Below are 26,412 nucleotides of genomic sequence, written 5' to 3' on the forward strand. Positions count from 1 at the left end.
AAAACTTAAATCAGAATATTGAACTAGTAAAGGGTATAGTCAACCCCCTTGAGTACTACAAAGAATAATTAAAGTTTTCAAGTGGTAAATCTATATAGATTTACCACTCCTAAATTTAAAGTATTTTAGTTTTAAATCAGCATAAACACTTAATCTTATTTTAAGTTTTGAAGCGGTTTATCTATAGGTAACCAGATTTAAAGCTTAACTTATACATGAGTACTCTTCTTGTTCCCTAAAGGCTTTTTCAAGATATATAAATTAAATTTTCACTAAGAAAGCCTATATAAAGAACCAATCCTAAGATTTAACTTATACATAAAAATCACCTTGGCTCTCTAAGGTTTTTGGGTGATAAACAAACCATTTTTCCCCGCTGAAGCCTATAGTACATAAATTATACCACTCTAGGGAATAAATTCAATGTTTTATTTCATGTTATAGGTAACCAGAGTTAAAACTTAACTTCTGCACGAGTCCTCCCCTGGTTTCCTTAAGGGCCTAGGAATATGAACAAGTTAAAATTCTACCATGGAACCCTATAGATTTATTATTTAGTAAAAGGTTAACCTAAAAATTGATATAACAATAAGGTCAATAAAGAACCAAAGGCAGCCCCAAATATAACTTCTAATATGGAATGTATTTCTGAATCTACTCTACTTTGTGCTACAATTGCTGCTAATAAATAAGAAAGAATCATCACCAAGGGCTCAGTAGTTAGCAAGGTTATAGTAGTTGCTACTGAAAAGGCAATGGCGCTATGCCCGCTTGGCATTCCTCCCTTTAGAGGAGTTCCCTCATCATATATAGCTTTAACCACCACAGTTACAATACTCACTACCACCAGCATAAGAAATATCATATGCGGACTGGAGTTTTTTATCTTTGACATCATTATAATAGAAAAGGGTAATACTCTATCATAAAATATGATATATCCTACTAACACAGCATTAATTGCAGTTATGAGTACTGCTCCTGCTGCCACATTTTTTGCAATTTTAGCTAGAGGGTGATAATAGTTTGTGGTAGCATCAATGGCACACTCTATTGCAGTATTTATCATTTCAGCCATTATTACCATGGTAATAGTTATTGTTATTATTAATAGCTCCACCTTGCTTAAATCATAAAAGAAACATGCTGTGAGCACCAAAAGGGCTACTATCATATGAATTCTCATATTTCTCTGAGTTCTAATGGAGTATATTATTCCCTCGATAGCATAATTAAAGCTATCTACTAGCTTTTTTACCTTCATTCTACAACCACCTTAAACAAAGTTGACATGGTTTCTTATCACCATGTCAAACACTTATGATTATTTTATCTATTAATATTAAATCTATTCAATATTTCTTCTTCTCTTTTTCTCATTACTATTTTATCCTGCTCTTCCATATGGTCATAACCTAAAAGATGAAGAATGGAGTGTACTACCAGATAACAAACTTCTCTTAAGTAAGAATGACCATACTCCTCACTTTGTTCTAAAGCTCTCTCAAGAGAAAGAGCCATATCTCCTAATATTAGATTTCCTTCATTCAAGTCGGTAATTTCAAATTTATAACCTATATATAAGTCTTTGAATACCTTATGATTTTCATATTCTAACATAGGAAAGGATAATACATCCGTTACCTTATCTATATTTCTCATATCCTTATTTATTTCTCTTATTTCTTCATTATCAACAAATATTACACTAATTTCACAAGGAATAGTAACTTCTTCCTCTTTTAGGGTATACAGGATTATCTCTTCTACAGACTTTTCTAATTCCTTGGTAATTTCAACTTTATCTTGTCTATTATCTAAATAAATCATTTGTTATTCCTTCCCTTGTTCTATAGTTTTTTCCTTTGGATATTCTATTCTTTCATGATATATTCCTGAAAGTACTTTTAAGAAAGCCTGCCTCATATCCTTAATATCCTTAAAGGTTAGCTCTGAATTTGAAAGTTGCTCTTCTTCTAACCTTCCTTTAATGATATTATCTACCATTGCTTCAATTTTCTCTTTATTTGGAGCTTGTATAGACCTTACAGCAGCTTCAATGCTATCTGCTAACATTACAATAGCAGCCTCTTTAGTGGTTGGTGCCGGTCCTTTATATCTGTAATCCTCTTCTCTCACTTCATCAGGGTTCTCGCTCTTATTCTTCATAGTAATATAAAAATACTTTACTAAAGAATCTCCATGATGCTGAGCAATTACATCTATTATGGACTGAGGCAACCCATACTTCTTTCCAAGTCTTACTCCATCCGTTACATGAGAAAGTATTATTGAAGAGCTTAAAGCAGGTTCTATGCTATCATGAGGATTATCAATACCCACTTGATTTTCCTTGAAATAGTAAGGCCTTTCAAGCTTTCCTACATCATGATAGTAGGCTGAAACTCTTGCAAGAACAGGGTTAGCTCCAACACTCTCTGCTGCCATTTCAGCTAAATTAGCTACTAAAACAGAGTGATGATAGGTTCCTGGGGCTTCAAGAAGTAATCTTTTCATCAATGGATGATTTGGGTTTGATAATTCTAATAGCTTTATGTTAGTTATTAAATCGAATATATTTTCTAGAAAAGGAAGTATTCCTATAGCTAAAATACCTGAAACCAAGGCAGATATTCCTGTAGCTAAGGATTTCTTTGCAATATCTATTAAATTGCTACTCAAAAAGTATCCTATTACAGAAGTAAATATTATATTTATAATAGCTATATATAGGGCAGAGTAGATTATATCATTTCTTTGTTGCACCTTTTTCAATATTATTGGTACTGCGATTACATTTATTAATGCAATTAAGGTTATATCTATAGAAAACTTAACTAACAAAGCTATAAATACTACATTCAACATACTAATAACTACAGAAACCTTATCCTCTAAAAGTACACATAGTAGTATAGGTACACAGGAAAAAGGGATTATATATGGTGAAATAATTCCCATAGTTCTTGCTAATACTACTGTTAGTACTGTTAAAAAGTTTACTAACACTAACTTCTTATAATCTATATAGGTATGTTTATTCTTTCCTCTAAGATAAAACCATTGCAATCCAATTATTCCAAGCACCATTGCAATTAAATTAATATGAAGAGAAAAACTAAAAGACACATCTTGATTTAAAAGACCTAAATTTTTAAGCACATCAATTTGCGCTTCTGTAATTGGTTCCCCCTCATTTACAATGTTTTGATCTTTTTTAATTATTACAGGCTTAACATCTTTGCTAGCTTCCTGTCTTAATTGTTCAGTTTTCTCATGATCAATGAAATAATTAGGTTTAACTTGGGTATACCCAATAGCCATACCTAAATCCTTAATACTTTTAGAATAAGTAGAGTTATTAAAAGTTGTAGTTATAGTTCCCTGTGCTACTGCAATATCTTGAGGTTTATTTTCATAGATTGCAGTGCTATCAAAAAGTTTACCCGTAGTATCTACTAAAAACTTTTTCAAACTATCTAAGTCTTTATCTTCTAAACTTACTAATATAGTATAGTTTTCCAAAGAAAGATTTCCAATTGGACTTTGTTCCCTTAGTGCTTTACTTTTTTCTTCTTGTAGTTTTTCAGGAGAACCTTCCTGTTGATTTATACTAGGAAGCACTTCCTTATTTACCTTTTTTACTGTATCAAATAACCCTTCAATATTTTTTATAGCTATTTTTTTCACATTAGCATCATAGCTATACATATCCTGTACATGCCTCAGTGCTTGTTCTATGTTCTTTTGAGTGGTTATTTCATCGGTAATATCTTTTGGCGCTCTAATATCTACCTTAGCAATATCACCAACAGCTAAATCGTATTTAGCTGTTATTAAGGAAGAGCTTAGGGTAAAGTAAACTAAAATTACAGTAATAACAAATACAATGTAAGGCTTGGTTTTGGGAAGGTTTATTTTTCCTAATTTTGTGTAACCCATTATTATCACCTTTTCTTTTTGGATAATTATTGATTAGGCACCACTTCATCCATTCCAATATCTTCTTCAGCAATGACTAATACTTTAATCAAATACTTATCTTGTAACTTTTCAATACTTGGGGTTACTTCAATGACTTTTACTGACTTATCTAAGTTTAACTTTATTTTATTTTCCAAGTCCTTTGCTAAAGCTTCAGGATCTGTTGGCTTTTCATTTTCACTTAGCTCATAATATACGTCACTTTTAATTATTCCCCCATTGTTTTCTATTTTATCATATAATTCGAAGTTATTTAATGAATTTTTTACATAAAATTTCTTATCCTTAAAGGTGAAGTAATAATTCTTCATTGTATTGCCCGTTTTAACTTTTTCTACATAAGTTAAAGGTAATTCTGCAGTATCTTCGTAAAAAGTTCTAGCATAAACCTTTCCCTCTGCTTTTATTGTATAAACTTTCCCCTCTTTACCTTGCTCTCCCTTTATTAACAAGTCACCCTTCTTAATCACTTTTCCTGGTTCTGTAGCAGCTGTGCCTGAGGTTGTATATATTCTCTCTACAACTCCATCCATTTTAGCTACCACATTACCTGTAAGTTGCTGTTCTTTCAACTTAGGTGGCGCTTGCCTTTCAACAACTTCTATAGATAACTTTGACCCCTCAATTCTTGCTTTAACCCACATAACTTCATCTGTATCTTTAACAATTTTATCTTCAAGCTTTTCTACATCAATAGCAGATTTTTTAACCCCTGGATTAATACCATAACTTTGAACTAACATTCTTAGTTCTAAAGGAGTTAAATGATGCTTTGTTACAATTTCTATTTTCCAAATAAAACTACTTAAATAATATAATACACTAAAGAATACTACCACTCCTGCTAGAAGTGCCTTTCTACTTTTAAGCTTTAAGAAAACAAAGGTCAACCCTCTTCTCTTTTCTATTTTAATTTTACTTTGAGTTTTTCTTGCAGCTTCTTCTAATATTTTATAATCGCAAAGTCTAATCTCTAAGGATAGAGATGCCACATTGTTTTTTTTAATATTTTTAATCTGCACCTCATTCTTCCAAAGGTAGTTCAGTATTTTTTCAGGGCTTAGAGTTTGAATTTCAACTGTGATATAACTTCTTTTATACTTAGTTATATTATTCATTATCATCATATACAATAGACTTAAACTTACCGCTTAAAGCTATTGTACTTCCCCCTACAAAGATAATTTCAAAATTCCCCCCTGAAATATTAACAACTCCTATAGAAGTTCTGATTTTAATTTGGTTTTCACCAAAGAATATAACCCCCTTATGGTTTTCTATGGAAATCTCACTATTTGAAATTACTGTAACCTTAGGCAAGTCCAAAATCATCTCTCTAGGAAGATCTAGCTTGTTTGCCACTGATTCCTTAACTTTTCTAAATTTATCACTCAAATTTATCACCTCATCATATTAGAATAAAACACCACAGTTACTCTGTTAAATTTTATGATGAGGATGTCCGATAAATTACAGAAAATAAAAAAAAGCAAAAACAAAGGAACTCAGATGTCTGAGTTCCTTATTTATTCAAATAATCTTTGACTATTTGGCTTACTATTTTTCCATCTGCACGACCATTTACTTTTGGTCTAATGTCAGACATGATTTTTCCCATATCTTTCATGCTATTAGCGCCCAGTTTTTCCGCTGACTCAACAATAATTTGTCGAACTTCATCTTCAGTTAACTGCTTAGGAAGGTATTCTAACAAGATTTCAATTTCTGCAACAGCATTATCTACTAAATCTTGCCTATTTCCTTTTTCAAACTCTAGCATGGCATCTCGCCTTTGCTTGACTTCCTTAGCTAAAACCTCAATAATTTGATCATCATTAAGACTTGAACCGTCGGCTTTCTCAGCCATTAGAATAGCAGCTTTAGCCATACTAATTACACTTGCCTTAAACTTTTCTTTTTGCTTAAGAGCATCTTTCCAGTCCTGTTGTAATCTCTCCTTAAGGGATGACATTATTCAACCTTCTTTCAAAAATTCTATTTGAATTTTCTCTTTCTTGCAGCTTCTGATTTTTTCTTTCTCTTAACACTTGGTTTCTCGTAATGTTCTCTCTTTCTTACTTCTGAAAGAACACCAGCTCTAGCACATTTCTTCTTAAATCTTCTTAATGCGTTCTCTAGTGATTCGTTTTCTCCAACCTTGATTTCTGACATTTATATCCCTCCCTCCGCTAGCTCAATTCTAATTTAAATTAAAAGTAGCCAATGCGGGGCCTAAATAGCACAGTATCAATTATACAGTCGGCATATGATATTGTCAAGAATTTCTTAACCTGGTGGCCAACCTAAATTTCTTCCACCTAATAGGTGAAAATGTAAGTGTGCTACACTTTGACCTCCCTGCATACCGATGTTTGTAACTACTCTATAACCTGACTCATCTACCCCTAGCTCCTTAGCAAGTTTTGCGATAGTAGTAAATATATGTCCCACTACTTCTGCATTTCCCTCATTAATATAATTAACAGAGGTGATATGTTCTTTTGGAATTACAAGCACGTGGACTGGTGCTGAAGGGTTAATATCTTTAAAAGCTAATATCTTTTCATCTTCATAAACCTTTGTGCAAGGAATTTCCTTGTCTACTATCTTACAAAAAATACACATAATTAATTCACCTCCATCCTTCTTATTTTATGGATAATTTACAATATTATTCTACATAAAGTATTTTTTTCCTTCACATCTATATAAATAAGATTTTGTACATACCATTAAATTTTCCCTATCATATTTTCACTTTCAACAGCCATAAGTTTTGTTGGTAGTATTTTTCCTTTTAAATCTTTTTCGCTATGGGTAATGACTTTAATGTAGTTAGGAGTATATCCTATATAATAGTTTTCTCTCCCCTTTACTTCCTCTTCATAAAGCACGTCCGTTTCCCTATTTAAGAACTTTTCCATAAACTCTTTTTCATTCTTACTATTTAGCTCAATAAGTTTATTACTTCTTTGTTCTTTTATATTTCCATCTACCTGGAAATCCATCTCAGCAGCTTTAGTTCCTGTTCTTGGGCTGTATTTAAAGATGTGCATTTTAGATAGTTTAATTCCACTTAAGAAGTTATAAGTTTCATTGAATTCTTTTTCTGTTTCCCCTGGGAAACCTACAATTATATCTGTTGTAATAGACACATCCGGCATATATCTTCTTAGATTCTCTACCACAACTCTATAATCCTCAGCAGTATAATGCCTGTTCATTCTTTTTAAAGTTGTATCACATCCACTTTGTAGGGATAAATGGAAATGTGGGCACATTTTCTTAAGCTCAACAATCTTTTCTATTACCCCTTCTGAAAAGAAGGTAGGGTCGATAGAACCTATTCTAATTCTCTCTATGCCTTCAACTTCATGGATTTCTTCTAAAACTTTAACTAGGGACCAATTGCCCTCTAAATCTACCCCGTAGGAAGCTGTATGTACTCCTGATAAAATTATTTCTTTAAACCCATTTTTAGCAAGTTCTTTGACTTCACTGATTATCTTCTCAGGTTCCTTACTGCACACTGCACCTCTTGCAAAAGGAATTAAGCAATAAGAACAAAATCTATTACAGCCATCTTGTATTTTTAAGAAGGCCCTTGTCTTATCTTGATATTCTTCTATGGATAGTTCTTCAAATTGTTTATTTTTTAATACATCACTTACTTCTACAATTTGTTTCCTCTCTTCTCTTGCTCTATTAACCCAATAAACTATCTCTCCTTTGTTTCTACTTCCAAGAACTACATCTACACCTTCAATTTGTGAAATCTCTTCAGATGCAATTTGAGAGTAACATCCTACTACAGCTATAATTGCCTCTGGATTTTTTCTTCTTGCTCTGCTAATCATTTGACGAGATTTCTTATCTCCCATGTTAGTAACAGTGCAGGTATTTATTACATAAACATCTGAAAATTCATCAAAGGCTGTAACTTCATAACCTTCTTTAATGAACTTTTCAGTCATAGCTTCTGATTCATATACATTAACTCTACATCCTAATGTAGCAAAAGCAACTTTCATTATTAAATTCCTCCTAAATCTCCTAATTCATACATTAGAAGGCTTAATGCTGTGAAACCCGCTGTTTCTGTTCTTAAGATTCTTGGCCCTAAGGTTACTATATAAGCTCCTAAATCTTTAAAACTTTGGATTTCACTTTCCTCAAAGCCTCCCTCAGGTCCTATAATTATAGCCACGTCTTTAATCTCTTTATTTTTAACTTCAGTAACTACATATTTTATTCCTTCACCCTTTTGGTTCTCATAAGGAACTACAATTAAGTCATATTTCTTTAAAGCTTCTTGTAAGTCTTCAAATTCAATTGGTGTGTTAATAACAGGAATTAAGCTTCTCTTACTTTGTTTACAAGCTTCTAAAGCAATTCTATTCCATCTGTCCACCTTTTTAAATTCTGATAACTCACTTTTTACTACCACTCGTTCAGTGATAATAGGAGTAATCTCAGAAATCCCAAGTTCTGTGCATTTTTGTACAATTAAATCCATCTTTGCAGACTTTGGCATTCCTTGATAAAGATGTACCTTCAAATTGCTTTCATTGTTAAGTTCAACTTTTTCTATAAGCTTTACCTTAACCTCTTTCTTATTAACTTCCTCTATTTCTCCAAGGTACTCCGTGCCTTCTCCATCATTTATATTAACTTTATCACCGCTGTCTAACCTTAAGACCTTGTAAATATGCTTAACGTCTTCTCCTTCAATGATGCAGCTATCTCCATGAATGTTCTCTTTCGATATAAAAAACTTATGCATCGATATAATACTCCTTTTCTTATAAAGTATCTTTATCTTAGAAATTCTTTAATTAATTATTGTAATTTTCAAGAGCCGAAATTAAGGCCCTTGAAAATAAATAACAAGTCAGAGCTATGAAGGATATTTTGAGTTTACAAACAAGTTTGTGTTCACAAACAAGTTTGTGTTCACAAGCTTGCTTGTGCTCACAAGGACTCAGGTTCTTAGAACGTAGAGCTATCTAAGGGGTTCTGCTTGCGTAGTATAACTCAAAATAGACAAACATACTGACTTATTTATTTTTTGAAAATACTTAAAGCTTAGAAATTATACAAACCCATTCTCCATCTTCCATAACTTCAACCACTTCAAAACCACATTTCTCTAATTTTTCAACTACTGCACTTCTCTTATCTAAAATAATACCTGAAGAAATAAAGTAACCACCTTCTTTTATAAAGTTTCTTACTCCCTCAGCTAGGAACATTATTACATCAGCAATGATGTTTGCTACAACAATATCTCCTTTTCCTTCAACAACTTCCATTAAATCTCCATGAAGAATTTCAATGTTATTTAAATCATTAAAGGATATGTTATTTCTAGCAGAATCTACTGCAACTGGATCTAAATCTACTCCAATTACCTTTTCAGCTCCTAGCTTTGCAGCAGAAATAGCCAAAATTCCTGATCCAGTTCCTATATCAAACACTGTAGAATTTGGCTTAACATACTTTTCTAAGGCCTTTATACACATTCTTGTAGTTTCATGAGTACCTGTTCCAAAGGCCATACCCGGATCTAATTCCACAATTAATTCCTCGGCTTTTTTCTCATAAGTTTCCCAAATTGGTTTAACAACTATTTTCTCTCCAACCTTAGTTGGCTTATAATATTTCTTCCAGTTGTTTTCCCATTGTTCTTCATTAACCTTTGTTACTGTAACAAGACCTTCCCCTTTAGCAAATCCAAACTCAGGAAGTTTTTCAACACTTTCTTTTATGTACTCAAAATACTCTGGGAAGTTTTCATCTTCTTTGAAGTAACCTTTTACTACGGCTCCTTCTTTTATGTTAAGAATAGTCTCGTCAAAGTAATCCCAATCTCCTGGATTCCTCTTTTTAAATTCCACATCTTCTGAATCTTCTATAGAAACCCCTTTTACTCCTGTATTATAAAAAAATCCTGACACTGCCTCTGTTGCTTCACTACTTGTAACTACTGTTACCTCTACCCAATTCTTATCCATTTATTTTCCTCCATTTATATCAAAGTTTTATTTACAGTATTTATGTAATATTATTATCTTTTCCAATTAGAAAATTTCTATATAGACTGAAATAAATAAACTATAACGCCTAGTAAACTTTCATAGTGGACGTGTGTATTCAAGTTAATATTATAAGTTTAAATATTAATTAAATCAACCTATGATAGATATTAATATTCAATAACTAAACTGACTTCCTCTCAACCTGCTCTTCATTTCTACATAATATTACTTTCCAACTCTATGGTTACTATAAAACTATAAGAAAGGCCTTGGAACCCGCATAAACACTATATCTTCCTATCTTTTTATATTCCTATCTTCTTATATTGATTTCTTTTTATATTTTTCCATGGTTTTATTGTTATATTAGTTTCTTTTTAATTCTTTTACTATATAGGTAACCAGATTTAACACTTAACTTATACATGAGTCCTACATTAGTTCCCTTAAGGCCTTTTGAAGCTGAATAAATTAAACCTTCTCTAAGGAAGCCTATATAGAAATCCATCTTCAATTAGCAACCTATCAATTAACTTTTACTGGTGACACTAGTGCTTATGTAAAGTAAGCTTTAGAATAATTTTTACTGTGGAAATTTATATAACACAGTTGAGCTCTTTACATAATAAAATAGTGCCCTAAATTTAAGGCACTATCTAAATTAAATAATATTAATATTATTTTAACTAAGCTTATGATTTAGGCATTTGAAAATAAATAACAAGTCAAAGATGTGAAGGATATCTTGAGCTCACAAGCAAGCTTGTGCAGACAAGAAACCAGGTTTCGTAGATAGTAGAGCTATCTACGGGTTCTGTCGACGCAGTATAACTCAAAATAGACAAACATACTGACTTATTTATTTTTTGAAAATGCCTTAACTCTGAAACCATAGCAAGTTTTATTTTTTAAATAAATCCTTAAAGGACTTCTTATGCTCTTCAGCACTGTCATATTGTTCTCCACTAGCTTCCATGAACATTCTTAAAGCTTCTTTTTGTTTATCATTTATAGCTTTTGGAACATCCACTATTACTTTAACATAGTGGTCTCCCCTACCAGCTGAATTAACTCTTGGAACTCCTTTACCTTTTAGTCTAAATACAGTTCCTGGTTGAGTTCCTGCTGGAACTTTATAAGTTACATCTCCATCTACTGTTGGAACTTTAATTTCTGTTCCAAGAGTAGCTTTTGCAAAGCTGACATGAGTTTCCATGTGAATATCAAAACCTTGGCGTTTAAAGGTTTTGTGTGGAGCTACTCTTATATTAATATATAAGTCTCCTGATGGTCCACCATTCTCACCAGCTTCACCTTGTCCTCTAAGAGGCATTACATTTCCTGTGTCAACTCCCGCTGGGATATTGATGCTTACTTTTCTAGTTTTTCTTTCTTTTCCTGTACCGCGACAAGTTTGGCATGGACTCTCTATAACCTTGCCTTTTCCTCCGCAAGCATCACAGGTTGTTTGGGTTGCTATAGTTCCTAGTGGAGTGCTTCTAGTAACTCTTACTTGACCTGTTCCTCCACATTTTGAACACGTATTAGCTGAGGTTCCTGGTTTTGCTCCAGTACCTGAACAAGTTTCACACTTTTCTCTTCTTGTTACTGAAATTTCCTTTTCGCAACCAAATACTGCTTCTTCAAAGGTTAAATTTAGATTATACTCTAAATCAGCACCCTTTCTTGGAGCGTTTTTGCTTCTTGAAGAGAAACCTCCTCCGCCTCCAAATAAGTCACTAAATATATCACCAAAGCCACCAAAACCTCCGAAGCCGCCTCCAAAGTCAAAGCCATCAAAGCCTTGTCCATTAAAGTCTGCGGTTCCAAATTGGTCATATCTTTGTCTCTTTTCAGAATCTGACAGCACTTGATATGCTTCATTTATTTCTTTAAACTTTTCTTCTGCTTCTTTATTGTCAGGATTTCTATCTGGATGGTATTTTAGGGCTGCCTTTTTAAAAGCTTTTTTTATGTCCTCTTCACTAGCGCTTTTATCAAGCCCAAGTACTTCATAGTAATCTTTATTAGCCATATTTGTTCCTCACCACCTATTTTTCTCTGTTTTATATGATAAGACATATTGGGTATAAATTCAACTGTTTATACAATACTTTCATAGTTTTGGCAGAAACTGCCTATATACTCAAATTAAACTAGTAAGGATAGAATCCTTACTAGTTTAGTTATAAATTAGCTTAGTTAAAATTAATCTACTTTAAAGTCAGCGTCTACTACGTTATCATCTTGAGGTCCATTGTTTGCAGCGCCTTGTGCTCCACCCATATTGTTTGGATCAAAACCTTCTGCTCCGCCTTGTGCACCTTCTGCTTGGTATATCTTAGAAGATACAGCATAGAACTCTTGAGTTAATTCTTCAGTAGCTTTTTTAATAGCTTCTATATCTTCACCGTCTTTTACTTTCTTTAAAGCTTCAACTTTTTCATTTATCTTAGCTTTATCTTCAGCAGAAACTTTTTCTCCAAGGTCAGTTAATGTTTTTTCTGTTTGATAAATAAGTTGATCTGCATTGTTCTTAGTTTCTATTGATTCTTTTCTCTTCTTATCTTCTTCAGCAAATCTTTCTGCTTCATTTACAGCCTTTTGGATTTCATCTTCACTTAGGTTAGTTGAAGCAGTAATAGTAATGTTTGCTTCTTTTCCTGTTCCTTTGTCTTTTGCAGAAACTTTTACTATACCGTTAGCATCAATGTCAAAAGTAACTTCGATTTGAGGAATTCCTCTTGGAGCTGGTGCAATTCCTGAAAGAGTGAATCTTCCAAGAGTTTTGTTGTCAGCAGCCATTTGTCTTTCCCCTTGAACAACATTGATTTCAACAGAAGTTTGACCATCTGCAGCAGTAGAGAAGATTTGGCTCTTCTTAGTTGGTATAGTTGTGTTTCTTTCGATTAATGGAGTTGCAATTCCTCCCATTGTTTCAATTCCTAAAGTTAATGGAGTAACGTCTAGTAATAGTACGTCTTTAACATCTCCAGTTAATACTCCAGCTTGGATTGCTGCTCCTGCTGCAACGCACTCGTCTGGGTTAACTCCTTTTGATGGTTCTTTTCCAGTGAAGTTTTTAACAGCTTCTTGAACTGCTGGAATTCTTGTAGAACCTCCAACTAAAACAACTTTATCTATTTCACTAATTGAGTAACCAGCATCTTGTAGTGCTTTTCTCATTGGCTCAATTGTTCTTTGTACTAAATCATGAGTTAACTCATTGAATTTAGCTCTAGTTAAGTTTAAGTCAATGTGCTTTGGACCAGTTGCATCAGCAGTGATGAATGGTAAGTTAATGTTTGTTTGCATTGAAGATGATAATTCTATTTTAGCTTTTTCTGCAGCTTCTTTTAATCTTTGAAGTGCCATTTTGTCATTTCTTAAATCTATACCATTTTCTGCTTTAAAAGTATCAGCAATGTAGTCCATAACTTTTTGGTCAAAGTCATCTCCACCAAGTTTTGTATCTCCATTAGTAGATTTAACTTCGAATACTCCATCACCAAGTTCTAGGATAGATACGTCGAATGTACCTCCACCTAAGTCATAAACAAATATTTTTTGGTTTGTATCCATTTTATCAAGACCATAAGCAAGTGATGCTGCTGTTGGCTCGTTTATTATTCTTTTAACCTCAAGACCAGCTATTCTTCCTGCGTCTTTAGTTGCTTGTCTTTGGCTATCGTTAAAGTATGCTGGAACTGTGATAACAGCTTCTGTAACTGTTTCTCCAAGATAAGCTTCTGCATCAGCCTTTATTTTTTGAAGTATCATTGCTGATATTTCTTGTGGTCCATATTCTTTTCCATCTATATTTACCTTATGGTTAGTTCCCATATGTCTTTTTATTGACATTATTGTTTTTTCTGGATTTGTGATTGCTTGTCTTTTTGCAACCTGACCTACAAGTCTTTCACCATTTGCTAAGAAAGATACTACTGATGGAGTAGTTCTAGCACCTTCAGCGTTAGGTATGATTACTACGTCTCCACCTTCCATAACAGCAACACAAGAGTTCGTTGTTCCTAAGTCAATTCCTATTACTTTTCCCATATTAATTTACCTCCTAAAGTTAATTTACAACCTTTACCATACTATATCTTAAAACTTTGCTTCCTTTTTTGTATCCCTTTTGGAATACTTCAGCAATTTGATTTTTACCTAAACTTTCATCTTCAGCATGCATTACTGCATTGTGAAGATTTGGATCAAATTCACCAGTAGCATCAACTTCTTCTACCCCAAGTTTTTCGAGAGAATTATTGAATTGCTTAACTGTCATTTCAATTCCTTTTTTAAGGTCTTCAGCATTACCATCTACACTTAGTGCTCTTTCAAGATTATCAAGCACTGGTAGCATTTCCTTTAAAACATCTTCACAGGCATCTATATAGATGTTTTCCTTTTCCTTTATACTTCTTTTTCTGTAGTTGTCATATTCAGCTACAGTTCTAAGTAATCTATCCTTTATTGAGTCTAATTCCTCTTGAAGTTTTTTGTTTTCTTCCTTTAGTGATTTAAACTTAAACAACTCATTATCCTCCTCGGATAGATTTTCAAACTCTACATCCTCATTTATTTCAGCTTCTTCTAGAGTTTCCTCTACATTTTCATTAGGCTCTTCTGAAGAATTTAGAGTTTCTTTATTAACATCTTCCATGTTAATTTCAGAACTATTTTCATTCTTTTCATCAAAATTATTATGCAAACCTTATTCCTCCAATCCGACCTTAATATATAGGTTAGGGTGAATTATCATATATTTTTGATATATTATTATTTATTACATTTACTATACTATCAAGAACGGTTATTACTTTAGCATAGTGGATTCTAGTAGGTCCAATAACCCCTATAGTGCCTAATGTACCTCCATTATAACTATAGGTAGCTGTTATAATACTACACTCTTTAGCACATTCAATAAAATTTTCTTGACCAATTTTTACAGATAACTTACCATGTATGCTACCCTGGTCTAATAAATTTTTAAGACTTTCCTCATTATTAACTAATCCTAAAAACTCCTTAGCTTTATCAATGTTATTATACTCTGGATAGTTAAATATGTTAGTCGATCCTTGCGTATATACATTGTCATACTCATTGTTTACTAAACTTTCATATAACACTGGAATAATTGCATCAAAAATCTCCTCATAACCTGTAAGCTGTTGCTTTAAGTTAAATAAGAAATCTAAGGATATTTGCTGCACAGTAACCCCAGCTAAGGATTTGTTAAGAATATTATTAAGGGTTAAAAGCTTATTAGTATCAATTGTATTTCTAACCTTGATTAAGTTATGCTTAATAATACCGCTATCTGTAATAATGGTAGATAGTATGCTACCTTTATCCAGGCTCATAAGTTGAATAAGCTTAATAGAACTTCTTTGAACTGAGGGTGCCTTAACGATGGAAGTTAATTTAGTTAGCTCTGAAAGAATATTAGTTGCAGTTCTAACTATTTTATCCACTTCGTAAAAAGCAATATCTATTAAGTAATTTTTAATGGCTTCTTCCTCTTCAAAGGTTAGATTAGATATTTGCATTAATCTATCTACATAAAGTCTATATCCCTTATCTGAAGGCTTTCTTCCAGAGGATGTGTGTAATTGTTCAATAAAACCCATCTCCTCTAAATCTGCCATTTCATTCCTGATAGTAGCTGAACTTATGCCTAAGTCGTATTTTTTAGCAATGGTTCTGGATCCTACAGGCTCACCATAATTAATATAATCATTAATTATAGCCTGAAGTATTCTGATCTTTCTTTCATCCATCTCCATACTATCACCTCATTATTAGCACTCGCTCAGTGTGAGTGCTAACTACTATATTTTTAATATATTACTAAGGAAAATAATTGTCAATAGTTTTTAATACTTTTTTTATAATAAAAAATCTGACATAACAACGTTGGATAATTCTACTCCTTTAGGAGTTAAATATATCCTTTCACTATCCTCTTTTAAAAGTTCTAGTTTTATATACTTTTCAATAACTTTTCCATAAACTTTATGAATATCCTCACCAAATTTTTTTTCAAACTCTAGGGTGCTTACTCCTTTAGTTTTCCTTAAACCTAAAAACATAAACTCTTCCATGTTTTCTTCCTTAGAATTTAAATGTTTTTGTATTATTGCATTATTTTCATTATTAACTTTACAGATATATTTTTCTATATTTTCCTCATTTCTATACCTAACTCCTTCTAAATAGGAATGAGCTGCGCTTCCACATCCAACATAATTTTCTAGACTCCAATAAATTAAGTTGTGTTTACACTCCATTCCTTCCTTTGCAAAGTTTGATATTTCATATTGATTATATCCATTTTCTTTTAATATATTTACTGCATCTTCATACATCTGTCTTTCTTCCTCTTCATTTGGAAGTATAAGCTGATCTTTCTCATAAAGATTATAAAAATGTGTCCCCTCTTCAATGATTAAGCTGTATGCAGATATATGCTCTGGTTTTAAACTTATAACCTGATGAAGAGTTTCTCTCCACTGAGCTAGGGTTTGGTTTGGAAGTCCAAACATTATATCCACATTTATGTTGGTAAATCCATAGGCTCTTAGCAAATCATAAGTGTTTTTAAATTCCTGAAGACTATGAATTCTTCCTAGTGACTTTAAATGTGCTTCTTGCCAAGCCTGAAGTCCAACAGATATCCGATTTACTCCCATTTCTCTAAAAAGTTTCAATTTTTCCTCTGTAAAGGTCTTAGGATTTCCCTCTATAGTGAATTCTATGTGTTGTTTTTCTAATTTATCTATGGCCTCTTTAAGAATAATCCATCCTTGTAAAGACAAATAGGTGGGAGTACCCCCACCTATAAATATACTTCTTATATTTTTATCTTTGCAGATATTTTGGATTTCTTTAGAGAGAGCCTGCGCATAAGGAATCATGTTTTCTTCTTTCCCACTAAAGGAAGGAAAATCACAGTAATAACACTTCATTTTACAAAATGGAATATGAATATATAATCCTACATCTTGCATTTCTTCTCTTCTCCATTATTTATATTTTGTTTAACCTATTAATCTACTTTTAAAACTGCCATGAAGGCTTCTTGTGGAACTTCTACACTTCCAACTTGTCTCATTCTCTTCTTACCTTCTTTTTGTTTTTCAAGCAGTTTTTTCTTTCTTGAAATATCTCCACCATAACATTTTGCTAGTACGTCTTTTCTCATAGCTTTAACAGTTTCTCTTGCAATGATTTTAGACCCTACAGCAGCTTGAATTGGAATTTCAAACATTTGTCTTGGTATAATTTCTTTTAGCTTTTCAACCATAGCTCTTCCTCTATGATAAGCTCTTTCTGATGGAACTATCATGGAAAGGGCATCTACTACATCTCCATTTAAAAGAATGTCAAGTTTAACAAGCTTTGTTTCTTTATATCCTTTTAAATCATAGTCAAAGGATGCATATCCACGAGTTCTTGATTTTAAAGCATCAAAGAAATCATAAACTATTTCATTAAGTGGCATATCATAATTGATGACAACTCTTGTTTCTTCAAGATATTGCATATCAATAAAAATTCCTCTCTTTTCTTGGCATAGCTCCATTACTGCACCAACATAATCTGAAGGTGTAATAATTGATGCCTTTACCATTGGCTCTTCCATATGAGAAATTTCTGTTGGCTCTGGAAGATTTGTTGGGTTTGTTATTTCTAATAATTCTCCATCTGTTTTCATTACTTTGTAAATAACGGAAGGAGCTGTTGTTATGATATCTAAGTTAAATTCTCTTTCAATTCTTTCTTGGATAATCTCCATATGAAGAAGTCCCAAGAATCCACATCTAAATCCAAAGCCTAAAGCTATAGAAGTTTCTGGCTCAAAGGATAGTGCAGCATCATTAAGCTGAAGCTTTTCTAAAGCTTCTTTTAATGCTTCATACTTTGCTCCATCCACTGGATATATTCCACTGAATACCATTGGAATAGCTGGTCTATAACCCTCTAATGGCTGCTCTGTTGGTCTGTTTGCTTCTGTTATTGTATCTCCTGCTCTTGCATCTTTTACATTTTTTATTGATGCACTTAAGTACCCAACATCACCGGCTCTAAGCTCTCCAATTGGAAGTGGTGATGGAGTAAATACTCCAACCTCTGTTACTTCATAAACTTTATTAGTATTCATAAGTTTAATTTTTGTTCCTGGCTTCACTACTCCATCAAAAACTCTTATGTAAGTAACTACACCTTTGTAGCTATCGTAGTAAGAGTCAAAAATTAAAGCTTTAAGTGGAGCCTCTTCATCTCCGCCAGGTGCAGGTACTTTCTCTATAACGGATTCTAAAACATCCTGAATATTTAGTCCAGTTTTTGCAGAAATAAGCGGTGCATCATGTGCTTCAATTCCTATAACATCTTCTATTTCTTTTTTAACTTCTTCAGGTCTTGCACTAGGTAAGTCAATTTTATTAATAACTGGTGCAATTTCAAGGTCATGGTCAAGAGCTAAGTAGCAATTAGCTAAGGTTTGTGCTTGTATACCTTGAGTTGCATCAACCACGAGAATTGCTCCTTCACAAGCTGCTAAGCTTCTAGAAACCTCATAGTTAAAGTCTACATGGCCTGGGGTATCTATTAAGTTTAATATATACTCCTCCCCATCTTCTCTTTTATATACTAATCTAGCTGCTTGAGCCTTAATTGTTATTCCTCTCTCTCTTTCAAGGTCCATATTGTCTAACACTTGGGCTTCCATTTCTCTTTCTGTTAGAGTACCTGTTTTCTCAAGTAACCTATCTGCAAGAGTAGACTTACCGTGGTCTATGTGCGCAACAATTGAAAAGTTTCTTATATGTTTTTGTCTATCACTTTGCATAAATTTTACCCCCGTAAATGTATTGTCTCTTTATTGAAACCTATTTAAGAATTTTTTCTTAAAAGGCATACTGCATATTTTTTAGAATTTCTAGCTTTTTAATATTAATATACTTTTCCTAATAATTCTAGAATAACCCTAAAGATTCCTGTAAGTTTATAAATTCCTCTTGAAAATACTATGCTTATTATTTCCTTAGAGTAAACCATTGTAAATTATATCATAATTTTAAGGATTTTTGTCAACCTTTATGTATAAGTTACAACAATATTTTTATAGAAGCTTTAAATAACCAATAAATTCATTTTAATCTTTGACTTTATAAGGAGTTTTCATTTAAACAAAGAAATATAAGATGAATTGATAAATTAATTTATCTTTTTATTGATGTGATAGTATTTTTTACCGCATCAAAAATTACAGTTGTACCATCCTTAAATTCTTTAAGCACCTTAGTGCTTAAAATTACATGTTTTTCCCCTAGATCAACTATAAGCCTAGGAGGATCATTTTGAAAACTGACTAAAAAACTTGATTGCCCCCTAATTACATCCGCTAAATTTATATTAACTATAATTATTCCACATATTATTAAAAATAAAGTTAAAGTTATAACTAACTTAAACTTAAACCCACTTTTTTTATCTTTTTCAAAACTTTCATAAAAATTATAACTCATAAAAAAAGAGCACCTCCTTTTTAAAAGGATGTACTCTTTTTTATTATTTTATTCAAATTTTACTGGTTAAATGTTCTGCCTTCTAATAGTATTAAAAATATATAAATTTACTTACTTATACCTATTTTCTATAATTATTAGTAATTTTAAAGCCTCCATTTACTTCTTCGGAGTTTTATTTAAATGCTCACTTACAACTTGCCCAAAATATTTCATACTATTTATAGCTTCCTGTAAGTTGTTGGTGGTAGCCCCCACTTCCACTAATATTGCATTGTCACTTAAGTCTTGATTATAATACTTTATTGAACTAGGATAAGTACATAAATTTCTTTCCCTAAAAAGCTTTGGATACAAGTTTCCAGAAATCTCAAATATTGAGTTAATATTTTTCATCTGAGCTTTATATCTAGGGTTCTTTTCTGTATTTACCAGCATAAGTCTTGCAATGTTTTGTCCATCAATATTAGCAGTAACATACTTTTTATCTGGTCCTGCATCTCTATGCATATCTATGGCTAAATCAAAATCACCATATTTGCTATAGTAATTACTTACTGTCTCTCTAGATTTGTAATAAGACTTATTATAATCAACGTCATGAATAGTTTTATCGTGAATTACAGTAAAACCTTGCTTTTCAAGTTCCTTGGTTAGGGCATCCCCAACAGTTACAATATTTCTACTAGCATCAGTAGTTCTTGATTCATCCACAGAATAAGCCTCACTAGTATGGGAATGATATATAAGTATTTTTTTCTTTGAGTTATCTGCTGGATTTCCTACTGTTTGTACTGAAGCTTCCTGCTTTGTTATTTCGCCTTCGCTAATGCTAAAGGGATTTATAACGATTTGCTCTACCACCTTAGACTTCTCTATAACCTCATCCTTAGTAAATTCTTCTTTTAAGTTATTATCATCTAAGCAGCTTACTTCATTTCTCACAATACTTAAAGGATTAAAGGTGAACATTCCTGAAACACTAAAATCATCATTTCTTCCAATAGATTTAAACATAGATACTGCATTATCCATTACCTGCACAAATAAAGCCGTATTACCCTTCTGAGTTTCTTCCGTAGCAGCTCTTGTTACTCTTGGATTAAATGTTGACAACAAAAATATAGCGGTAAAGGAAAGCGCTGTTACCCTATTCTTTATTTGCTTTAACTTTTTATTGTTTTTACTTTCGTGTGTCATATTACACCGTTGCCAAAACCTTATAAAACTTTATAAAGTTTGTTTAATTCCCTGTTCAACGTGTCCGATTTTGTAATTCAAAAGAATATACTAATTTCGTTTGATATAACACTCCGAGAGCTTAAATTCCCATACAACGCATGGTACATATATAAGGTTACTTTAAAGTGTACGTCCTTATATCTACTAACTTTGCTTGGTTCTCGCATTTTTAACACTAACACCCTCAAGGTTCTACCCTATGATTACATCACTTTCGCAATGTATGGGATTCACAATAGCTAATAGTATTATATCAAAAGTCTTAAAGAATTATACGCAAAGCTTGGCAACTTCCTCCCTTCTTATCTGTAAATTTTAACTATGTTATTATAAACTTCTACAATGTTTTGCTATCTGTTAAAGTATACCCGTTTAAATATGAGTAGGAAAGAACTACTTCAAATCTACTCCATATATATGAGTCTGACTTTAAATTTATTACTAATTTATGATTAACACCTAATCCTACTATTACTGAGGCTTTATGGAAATTTTCCTGTAAAAGTTGGATTTTTTATATAATAAAAAGGTTTGTTGAAGAATTAAAAAACCTATTTCTTCAACAAACCTTATAAAATAATAACTTAAACTAATTTAGATATTTATTTATGTCATCTAAGGTTAAAGCTGGCTGCAATGCTATATTTATTCCGTTGGCAATGATTCTTGATACAGATTCTATTACCTTATCTATATCCTTTGGAGTAACTACTAAACTGCCCAAATCTGGGTCTAATACCTCTTGAATTAACCTTTGTTTCTCATTTCTATCTAAATCCATGAGCATCTTGTAGAAGGGTCCTCCCGTGGTTGCTTGTTTTGTAAGTTCATCTATAACTAAGTCAATGGTATCATTGGCTAAGGTCCCAGCATCTACTACAGTTGGAATTCCTATAGCAAGAACAGGTACACCTAAAGTTTTTTCACTTAATTCCATTCTTTTATTTCCAATACCTGCTCCAGGAGAAATTCCAGTGTTACCAATTTGTATGGTTCTATTAACCCTTTGAGTTTTTCTTGAGGCAAGGGCATCTATACAAATTACAAGATTAGGTTTGATCTTTTCTACTATTCCTCTTATTATCTCTCCCGTTTCCATCCCTGTAATTCCTAACACTCCAGGAGCTATGGCACATACTGGTCTTACACCTTCATCTATACTATCAGGTACATATTCTTTTAGGTGTCTTGTAACCATTATTTTAGAAACTACCTTAGGTCCTACTGCATCTGGTGTTATGTTCCAATTACCAAGTCCTACTACCAAAGCTGTCATGCTATCTTGAAGTTTTACTAGAGGCGATAATTCCTTTGCTACAGACTTGCTCACTTCATCAATACTTTCTCCATCATAATGTACAAATTCAGGAAATTCTAAAGTTACGTAGGTTCCTTTTGGCTTTCCAATAATTCTCTCGCCTTCATCATTTACTACCTCTACTCTTGAAACCCACACTTTTCCATCTCTAAACTCATTAACTTTAATCCCTGGTACATCAGTTTTATTTTTTTCAGTATAATATTCCCTAGCTTCTAAGGCTAAATCTGTTCTTACACTAACAAATTTATCACTCATTTTTTCACCTCATTTAAAATCAATAACTTTGTATCTAGGTTTACCAATTTATACTGTTACTATTCTTACTGTATATCATTGCTATATCCTTTTAAATACTAAATAGCCTACCACTATTTACCTTTGAATACATTCCCATTTTTATCTTTATCCACATGTTGAAAATACCTGAATAATTATTATTTTTTTAGTCAATTATTTTAATATACAGAGACTCTTATGTAAAATTCTACTTGAAGTGATTAAAAAATAATGTTATAATAGCTTTTGTTATGTAGAACTCATACGCAGACTTCCCCAAAGCTGCTGAGACGTGATAAAAATACAAGGGGGTGAATTAATAATGGCAAACATTAAATCAGCTAAGAAAAGAATTAAAGTTACTCAAGCTAAAACTATGAGAAATACAATGATAAAATCTGCTTTAAAAACAAAGATAAAGAAGTATGAAGCTGCTATAGCAAGCAAAGATGTTGAACTTGCTAAAGAAAGCTTTAAAGTTGTAGTTAAAGCTTTAGATATGGCTGCATCAAAAGGAATAATACATAAAAACAAAGCAGCTAGAAAGAAATCTAGATTAGCAACAAGACTAAACAGCTTATCAGCTTAGTAAATAAACCGGTGAAATTCACCGGTTATTTATTTTGTAAAATATTATATATTTGTTTCATAAAAACTATTTTGTAATATTTTTACCTATTGAAAGTTAATTGCCTCATTATTATAAAATGGTTGCTCTACTTAGTTATCATTGTATTAATTATTAACATTTCTAGAGCTGTCTTATCATCTATAGATGTTGATTTTATTAAACTCTCAACCTGAATACAAAGCTTTAAATTCGTTCTTAAAGCTTCTAAAGTGAACTTTTTACTTTGCTTAATCATCTTATCTGCAATAAAGGGATGAAGCTTAAAACTCTTTGCTAACTCTTCGTGACCCTTTCCAGTATCACTACCTACTCTCAAACCTAGCAGCAGTTTAAACTGCCTTTCAATCATATATAAAATTATTGCTGGTTTATCTCCCTTATAAATTAACTCATTTAATATATCTATTGATTTCTTTATATTTTTTTGAGATAAATAATCCACTAGATTAAAGATATCATTTTCACTTTTGGGTGGCATTAAATTTATAATATCCTCCCGTGTTATATCTCTTCCCTCAGTATAACAAATAAGCTTATCTATTTCATTACTTACAACATTCATATTGTTATCAATTATACTACAAAAGAAGCTTAACTCAGCCTTATCAATCTTTTTGCCTCTCTCCTGAAATATTTCCTTTACCTTCCCTTGAAGAGAAGCACCTTTTAGCTTATCTACTTTTACCACTGTAGCTTTTCCGTCTATCTTTTTAACCTTACTACTTACCTTATCCCTTTCACTTTCAAAAACGTAATACATAATAAGTGTAGTGTAAGGAGGTAAATTCGTGATATATTTAGACAGCTCAGTAAAGTCCATAGCTTTTCCTTCTCCAGAGGACTTTGTATTTCCATCTTCTAAAAATTTAGCCCTATATATCTCTACTATTTTTCTTTCACTCATAAAGGGCATAGTCTCGCAAGAATTTAGAATTATATCGTTAGTAACTTTAGCTCCATCATACTTTACATAATTTAAATCTTTAAAGGAAGGATCTATGAATTTATTGACCATAGTATTAATGGCTTCTCTAATTAAATTCTCATCTGTACCACAAAAAATATAGCAATTACTTATGTTGTTGTTTTTTAAACTCTTCTCAAAATCCGATAACTGAATCACCTAAATCATCATCCCCTTAAAACTGTGCACTTTTTTAATTTTAATAATAAAGAAATTTATTTAAAAGCCTCTCTTTGAAATGCAAACCACTACAACCTTAGGTTTGCTTAAAAAAATAATGAGGGTTAGAAAACCATCCTTTTAAAATCAGTTAAAATATATACTAACTACTTCTTAATTAGTGTTAAAGCATCTGAAAATAAATAACAAGTCAAACTCGCAAAGGCTACTTTGAGTGAGACAAGTAGTCTATTGACGTAGTATAGCTCAAAATAGACAAACATACTGGCTTATTTATTTTTGAAGATACCAAGTTATAATAAAGCATAACATCTAAGGAATATAGGTTTCAAAAACCTTTCCTTTTACTACTTTAAACCATTTAAAGAATCTTCCTTTTAAAACTGCATTCTTATCTTTTGCAATCCTTATTATATCATAAGAAATGTCTTGTTCACTATAAACTAAGTTATTATTTACACTGATAACTTTATTCTCTGCTTCTAAATTTTTCTTTGCATTCTCTTCAACTACTTGGTGCTTAACCCTTACTAATTCTTCATATGACTTACTATTAACATCTTCATCTAGGAATATTGCACACTTATTTTCATAAAATAGGCCTAAAGTTAAATCTCTATGATTTAAAATTCCCTTAATCTTATATTTATCACTAAGCTGAATTTCTACCTGTTCCTCAAATTCGTCATATATTTCATCAACAAATATATTTTCATATATTTTACTGAGCTTTACCTTCTGCGGAGATATTAGTATGGTTTTGTACTTATAATCAATACAAACAATGTTGAAGTTTCCTTCATTGATATATCTAATCTCTGGTGTGAATTTGTAGCCATCTACCAACACTAGAAAACACAAAACTACAGGCATGTATATCAAGGACCTATGCCCTCTTTTTATAAGCATATAAGTTGGATAAAGCATTAATAAAGCTAACCCTTCCATATAACTAACATTTAAAGGTGCTGGAATTATAGTTAGTAAAAACTCTTGGCTAGTATTTATTATTGAAAAAATAGAAATTAACATATGTATAAAAATATTGAATATGGGTTCTATTTTATAAACAATTAAACATAAGTTTCCAATAACTACAACAAAGGTGTAGAAGGGAATTACTATTAAGTTTGAAATAAAACCTCCTAGAGTAAAGGTTTTAAATATAAACATTATGTATGGAACTGTAAAAAAAGAAGCAGCTAGGGTCATGCTTATAGATTGATTTAGAGCTTTTGGCAGCTTATAAAGCTTTCTATTAATAGTTTTGTATAATAGATATATTCCTAACATTCCGAGAAAACTTAAGCAATAGCCAGCATCTAATATGTAGTAGGGTTTAAATAAAAGCAATATAAAAGCCGCAAAGGAAAGTGCAGAAATTGGATCATAATTCTTTTTTAATTTTTTAGATAGTACTAATACAACTATCATGATAAAAGCCCTCATGGTAGCAGACTTAGCCCCTGTGAAAATTACATAGATAAATAATACAATAATTGATAATCTATATCCTATAATTGTGCTAAGAACACCATATATAAGGGAAGTATGTAGACCTGATACACTAATTACATGAGAAATTCCTAACTCATTAAAAGCTTCCATGTAATCATAGGACAAATAACTACTATCTCCATAGCATACTCCCATAAGTATAGCTGCATTATTCATTCCTAGCTCTTTGTTAAATTTATTAAATAGTTCTCTCTTCAATGAATAGATTTTGTAGGTGAAATCCTCTTTTCCTTTTTCAAGGTTTTCTACTATAAAAGTACCTATAATTCCCCTACTATAGTTTGGTTCATCCTGAAATTCTCCCTTTAATAGGTAATTCCCCCCTAATTCTAAAGAGTCCTTTGCATTTGTTACTTTTAACTTTCGGCCTTCATATTCTGCTATATAATAATATCCCTTATATTCAACTATTCGAGCCTCAGCAAACTCCCCTGGCATATTAAATCTAAAATACATATTAAAGGATACTATTCCCAATATAAAGTAACCTATGATTAGAATTGCAATTTTAATGTGCAAAGTTTTAAATATTACAACAAAGAAAATAACAGCTAAAATTAAAGATACTATTATATTAGAATAAACAAATAGAGTACAAGCTGCTATCCCTATAAATAACCCCACAAATAAGTATACAAATGGTCTATCCACTAATTTTTCACCTCAAGTAAAATACTGTCCAAGAGGATTTATTTAAATCATTAGTAACATAATTT

General features: G+C 31.9%; 23 protein-coding genes. 1 reads left to right on the forward strand and 22 read right to left on the reverse strand.

The window, feature by feature from the left end:
- Positions 1–565 precede the first annotated feature (565 nt).
- The 20 genes from J2Z44_RS00005 to gpr form a co-directional block, all read right to left on the reverse strand.
- Positions 566–1,264 carry a diacylglycerol kinase gene (locus tag J2Z44_RS00005; protein ID WP_021283233.1) on the reverse strand — a complete coding sequence of 233 codons (699 nt, stop codon included), beginning with the start codon at positions 1,262–1,264 and terminating at the stop codon, positions 566–568.
- 65 nt (positions 1,265–1,329) lie between these two features.
- Positions 1,330–1,830, reverse strand: coding sequence for an rRNA maturation RNase YbeY (gene ybeY, locus J2Z44_RS00010; protein ID WP_021283234.1), 501 nt, complete (start codon positions 1,828–1,830; stop codon positions 1,330–1,332).
- 3 nt (positions 1,831–1,833) lie between these two features.
- Positions 1,834–3,942, reverse strand: a complete 2,109-nt coding sequence (locus tag J2Z44_RS00015; RefSeq protein ID WP_021283235.1) for an HD family phosphohydrolase — start codon at positions 3,940–3,942, stop codon at positions 1,834–1,836.
- A 26-nt stretch (positions 3,943–3,968) separates the two neighbouring features.
- Entirely contained in the window at positions 3,969–5,111 is a 1,143-nt protein-coding gene (gene yqfD / locus J2Z44_RS00020) for a sporulation protein YqfD (protein WP_245352727.1), read from the reverse strand.
- The gene (yqfC, locus tag J2Z44_RS00025; protein ID WP_021283237.1) at positions 5,095–5,379 is read right to left on the reverse strand and encodes a sporulation protein YqfC; all 285 of its coding nucleotides are present in this window, start codon (positions 5,377–5,379) and stop codon (positions 5,095–5,097) included. Before yqfC ends, yqfD begins: the two co-directional genes overlap by 17 nt.
- Positions 5,380–5,506: 127 nt before the next feature.
- Complete coding sequence (locus tag J2Z44_RS00030) at positions 5,507–5,956, reverse strand: GatB/YqeY domain-containing protein (RefSeq protein WP_021283238.1); 450 nt, start codon at positions 5,954–5,956, stop codon at positions 5,507–5,509.
- Between the two features lie 23 nt (positions 5,957–5,979).
- Positions 5,980–6,156, reverse strand: a complete 177-nt coding sequence (gene rpsU, locus J2Z44_RS00035; protein WP_010292600.1) for a 30S ribosomal protein S21 — start codon at positions 6,154–6,156, stop codon at positions 5,980–5,982.
- Between the two features lie 114 nt (positions 6,157–6,270).
- On the reverse strand, positions 6,271–6,609 hold the full coding sequence (locus tag J2Z44_RS00040; protein ID WP_021283239.1) for a histidine triad nucleotide-binding protein: 339 nt from the start codon (positions 6,607–6,609) through the stop codon (positions 6,271–6,273).
- A 107-nt stretch (positions 6,610–6,716) separates the two neighbouring features.
- Positions 6,717–8,015 (reverse strand): tRNA (N(6)-L-threonylcarbamoyladenosine(37)-C(2))-methylthiotransferase MtaB, encoded by a 1,299-nt coding sequence (gene mtaB / locus J2Z44_RS00045; protein ID WP_021283240.1) that lies wholly within the window; start codon positions 8,013–8,015, stop codon positions 6,717–6,719.
- A gap of 2 nt (positions 8,016–8,017) precedes the next feature.
- On the reverse strand, positions 8,018–8,767 hold the full coding sequence (locus J2Z44_RS00050; RefSeq protein WP_021283241.1) for a 16S rRNA (uracil(1498)-N(3))-methyltransferase: 750 nt from the start codon (positions 8,765–8,767) through the stop codon (positions 8,018–8,020).
- A 295-nt stretch (positions 8,768–9,062) separates the two neighbouring features.
- A complete protein-coding gene (gene prmA, locus J2Z44_RS00055; RefSeq protein WP_209649254.1) occupies positions 9,063–9,998 on the reverse strand; it encodes a 50S ribosomal protein L11 methyltransferase in 936 nt (311 codons plus the stop codon).
- Between the two features lie 925 nt (positions 9,999–10,923).
- Positions 10,924–12,057 (reverse strand): molecular chaperone DnaJ, encoded by a 1,134-nt coding sequence (gene dnaJ / locus J2Z44_RS00060; protein WP_021283244.1) that lies wholly within the window; start codon positions 12,055–12,057, stop codon positions 10,924–10,926.
- Positions 12,058–12,230: 173 nt separating this feature from the next.
- Positions 12,231–14,081: a molecular chaperone DnaK gene (dnaK, locus tag J2Z44_RS00065; RefSeq protein WP_021283245.1), complete on the reverse strand. Its 1,851-nt coding sequence runs from the start codon at positions 14,079–14,081 to the stop codon at positions 12,231–12,233.
- 19 nt (positions 14,082–14,100) lie between these two features.
- A complete protein-coding gene (grpE, locus tag J2Z44_RS00070; RefSeq protein WP_021283246.1) occupies positions 14,101–14,736 on the reverse strand; it encodes a nucleotide exchange factor GrpE in 636 nt (211 codons plus the stop codon).
- Positions 14,737–14,770: 34 nt separating this feature from the next.
- Complete coding sequence (hrcA, locus tag J2Z44_RS00075; RefSeq protein ID WP_021283247.1) at positions 14,771–15,817, reverse strand: heat-inducible transcriptional repressor HrcA; 1,047 nt, start codon at positions 15,815–15,817, stop codon at positions 14,771–14,773.
- 102 nt (positions 15,818–15,919) lie between these two features.
- A complete protein-coding gene (gene hemW / locus J2Z44_RS00080) occupies positions 15,920–17,041 on the reverse strand; it encodes a radical SAM family heme chaperone HemW (protein WP_209649255.1) in 1,122 nt (373 codons plus the stop codon).
- Between the two features lie 38 nt (positions 17,042–17,079).
- On the reverse strand, positions 17,080–18,885 hold the full coding sequence (gene lepA, locus J2Z44_RS00085) for a translation elongation factor 4 (protein WP_021283250.1): 1,806 nt from the start codon (positions 18,883–18,885) through the stop codon (positions 17,080–17,082).
- Between the two features lie 373 nt (positions 18,886–19,258).
- The gene (locus J2Z44_RS00090) at positions 19,259–19,564 is read right to left on the reverse strand and encodes a hypothetical protein (RefSeq protein WP_209649256.1); all 306 of its coding nucleotides are present in this window, start codon (positions 19,562–19,564) and stop codon (positions 19,259–19,261) included.
- A 159-nt stretch (positions 19,565–19,723) separates the two neighbouring features.
- Positions 19,724–20,764: a stage II sporulation protein P gene (locus J2Z44_RS00095; RefSeq protein WP_209649257.1), complete on the reverse strand. Its 1,041-nt coding sequence runs from the start codon at positions 20,762–20,764 to the stop codon at positions 19,724–19,726.
- A 631-nt stretch (positions 20,765–21,395) separates the two neighbouring features.
- Complete coding sequence (gene gpr / locus J2Z44_RS00100; RefSeq protein WP_021283254.1) at positions 21,396–22,382, reverse strand: GPR endopeptidase; 987 nt, start codon at positions 22,380–22,382, stop codon at positions 21,396–21,398.
- Between the two features lie 343 nt (positions 22,383–22,725).
- Between gpr and rpsT the strand changes: the two genes are divergently transcribed.
- On the forward strand, positions 22,726–22,992 hold the full coding sequence (rpsT, locus tag J2Z44_RS00105; RefSeq protein ID WP_021283255.1) for a 30S ribosomal protein S20: 267 nt from the start codon (positions 22,726–22,728) through the stop codon (positions 22,990–22,992).
- A gap of 127 nt (positions 22,993–23,119) precedes the next feature.
- Here rpsT and holA read toward each other — a convergent pair whose 3' ends face one another.
- On the reverse strand, positions 23,120–24,157 hold the full coding sequence (gene holA, locus J2Z44_RS00110) for a DNA polymerase III subunit delta (protein WP_021283256.1): 1,038 nt from the start codon (positions 24,155–24,157) through the stop codon (positions 23,120–23,122).
- Positions 24,158–24,490: 333 nt separating this feature from the next.
- Complete coding sequence (locus tag J2Z44_RS00115) at positions 24,491–26,347, reverse strand: ComEC/Rec2 family competence protein (protein WP_021283257.1); 1,857 nt, start codon at positions 26,345–26,347, stop codon at positions 24,491–24,493.
- Positions 26,348–26,412 lie beyond the last annotated feature (65 nt).

Origin of the sequence: Clostridium punense (assembly GCF_017874425.1) — a bacterium.
GTDB lineage: Bacteria > Bacillota > Clostridia > Clostridiales > Clostridiaceae > Clostridium_J > Clostridium_J punense.

Bases quoted from the DNA above. Each gene is read 5' to 3' on its own strand.
- yqfD (WP_245352727.1), bottom strand. From the start codon at position 5,111: ATGATGATAATGAATAATATAACTAAGTATAAAAGAAGTTATATCACA.
- dnaK (WP_021283245.1), bottom strand. From the start codon at position 14,081: ATGGGAAAAGTAATAGGAATTGACTTAGGAACAACGAACTCTTGTGTT.
- J2Z44_RS00005 (WP_021283233.1), bottom strand. From the start codon at position 1,264: ATGAAGGTAAAAAAGCTAGTAGATAGCTTTAATTATGCTATCGAGGGA.
- lepA (WP_021283250.1), bottom strand. From the start codon at position 18,885: ATGCAAAGTGATAGACAAAAACATATAAGAAACTTTTCAATTGTTGCG.
- J2Z44_RS00015 (WP_021283235.1), bottom strand. From the start codon at position 3,942: ATGGGTTACACAAAATTAGGAAAAATAAACCTTCCCAAAACCAAGCCT.
- J2Z44_RS00030 (WP_021283238.1), bottom strand. From the start codon at position 5,956: ATGTCATCCCTTAAGGAGAGATTACAACAGGACTGGAAAGATGCTCTT.
- dnaJ (WP_021283244.1), bottom strand. From the start codon at position 12,057: ATGGCTAATAAAGATTACTATGAAGTACTTGGGCTTGATAAAAGCGCT.
- J2Z44_RS00040 (WP_021283239.1), bottom strand. From the start codon at position 6,609: ATGTGTATTTTTTGTAAGATAGTAGACAAGGAAATTCCTTGCACAAAG.
- rpsU (WP_010292600.1), bottom strand. From the start codon at position 6,156: ATGTCAGAAATCAAGGTTGGAGAAAACGAATCACTAGAGAACGCATTA.
- mtaB (WP_021283240.1), bottom strand. From the start codon at position 8,015: ATGAAAGTTGCTTTTGCTACATTAGGATGTAGAGTTAATGTATATGAA.
- gpr (WP_021283254.1), bottom strand. From the start codon at position 22,382: ATGAGTGATAAATTTGTTAGTGTAAGAACAGATTTAGCCTTAGAAGCT.
- hrcA (WP_021283247.1), bottom strand. From the start codon at position 15,817: ATGGAGATGGATGAAAGAAAGATCAGAATACTTCAGGCTATAATTAAT.
- J2Z44_RS00050 (WP_021283241.1), bottom strand. From the start codon at position 8,767: ATGCATAAGTTTTTTATATCGAAAGAGAACATTCATGGAGATAGCTGC.
- rpsT (WP_021283255.1), top strand. From the start codon at position 22,726: ATGGCAAACATTAAATCAGCTAAGAAAAGAATTAAAGTTACTCAAGCT.
- hemW (WP_209649255.1), bottom strand. From the start codon at position 17,041: ATGCAAGATGTAGGATTATATATTCATATTCCATTTTGTAAAATGAAG.
- prmA (WP_209649254.1), bottom strand. From the start codon at position 9,998: ATGGATAAGAATTGGGTAGAGGTAACAGTAGTTACAAGTAGTGAAGCA.
- J2Z44_RS00095 (WP_209649257.1), bottom strand. From the start codon at position 20,764: ATGACACACGAAAGTAAAAACAATAAAAAGTTAAAGCAAATAAAGAAT.
- ybeY (WP_021283234.1), bottom strand. From the start codon at position 1,830: ATGATTTATTTAGATAATAGACAAGATAAAGTTGAAATTACCAAGGAA.
- J2Z44_RS00090 (WP_209649256.1), bottom strand. From the start codon at position 19,564: ATGAGTTATAATTTTTATGAAAGTTTTGAAAAAGATAAAAAAAGTGGG.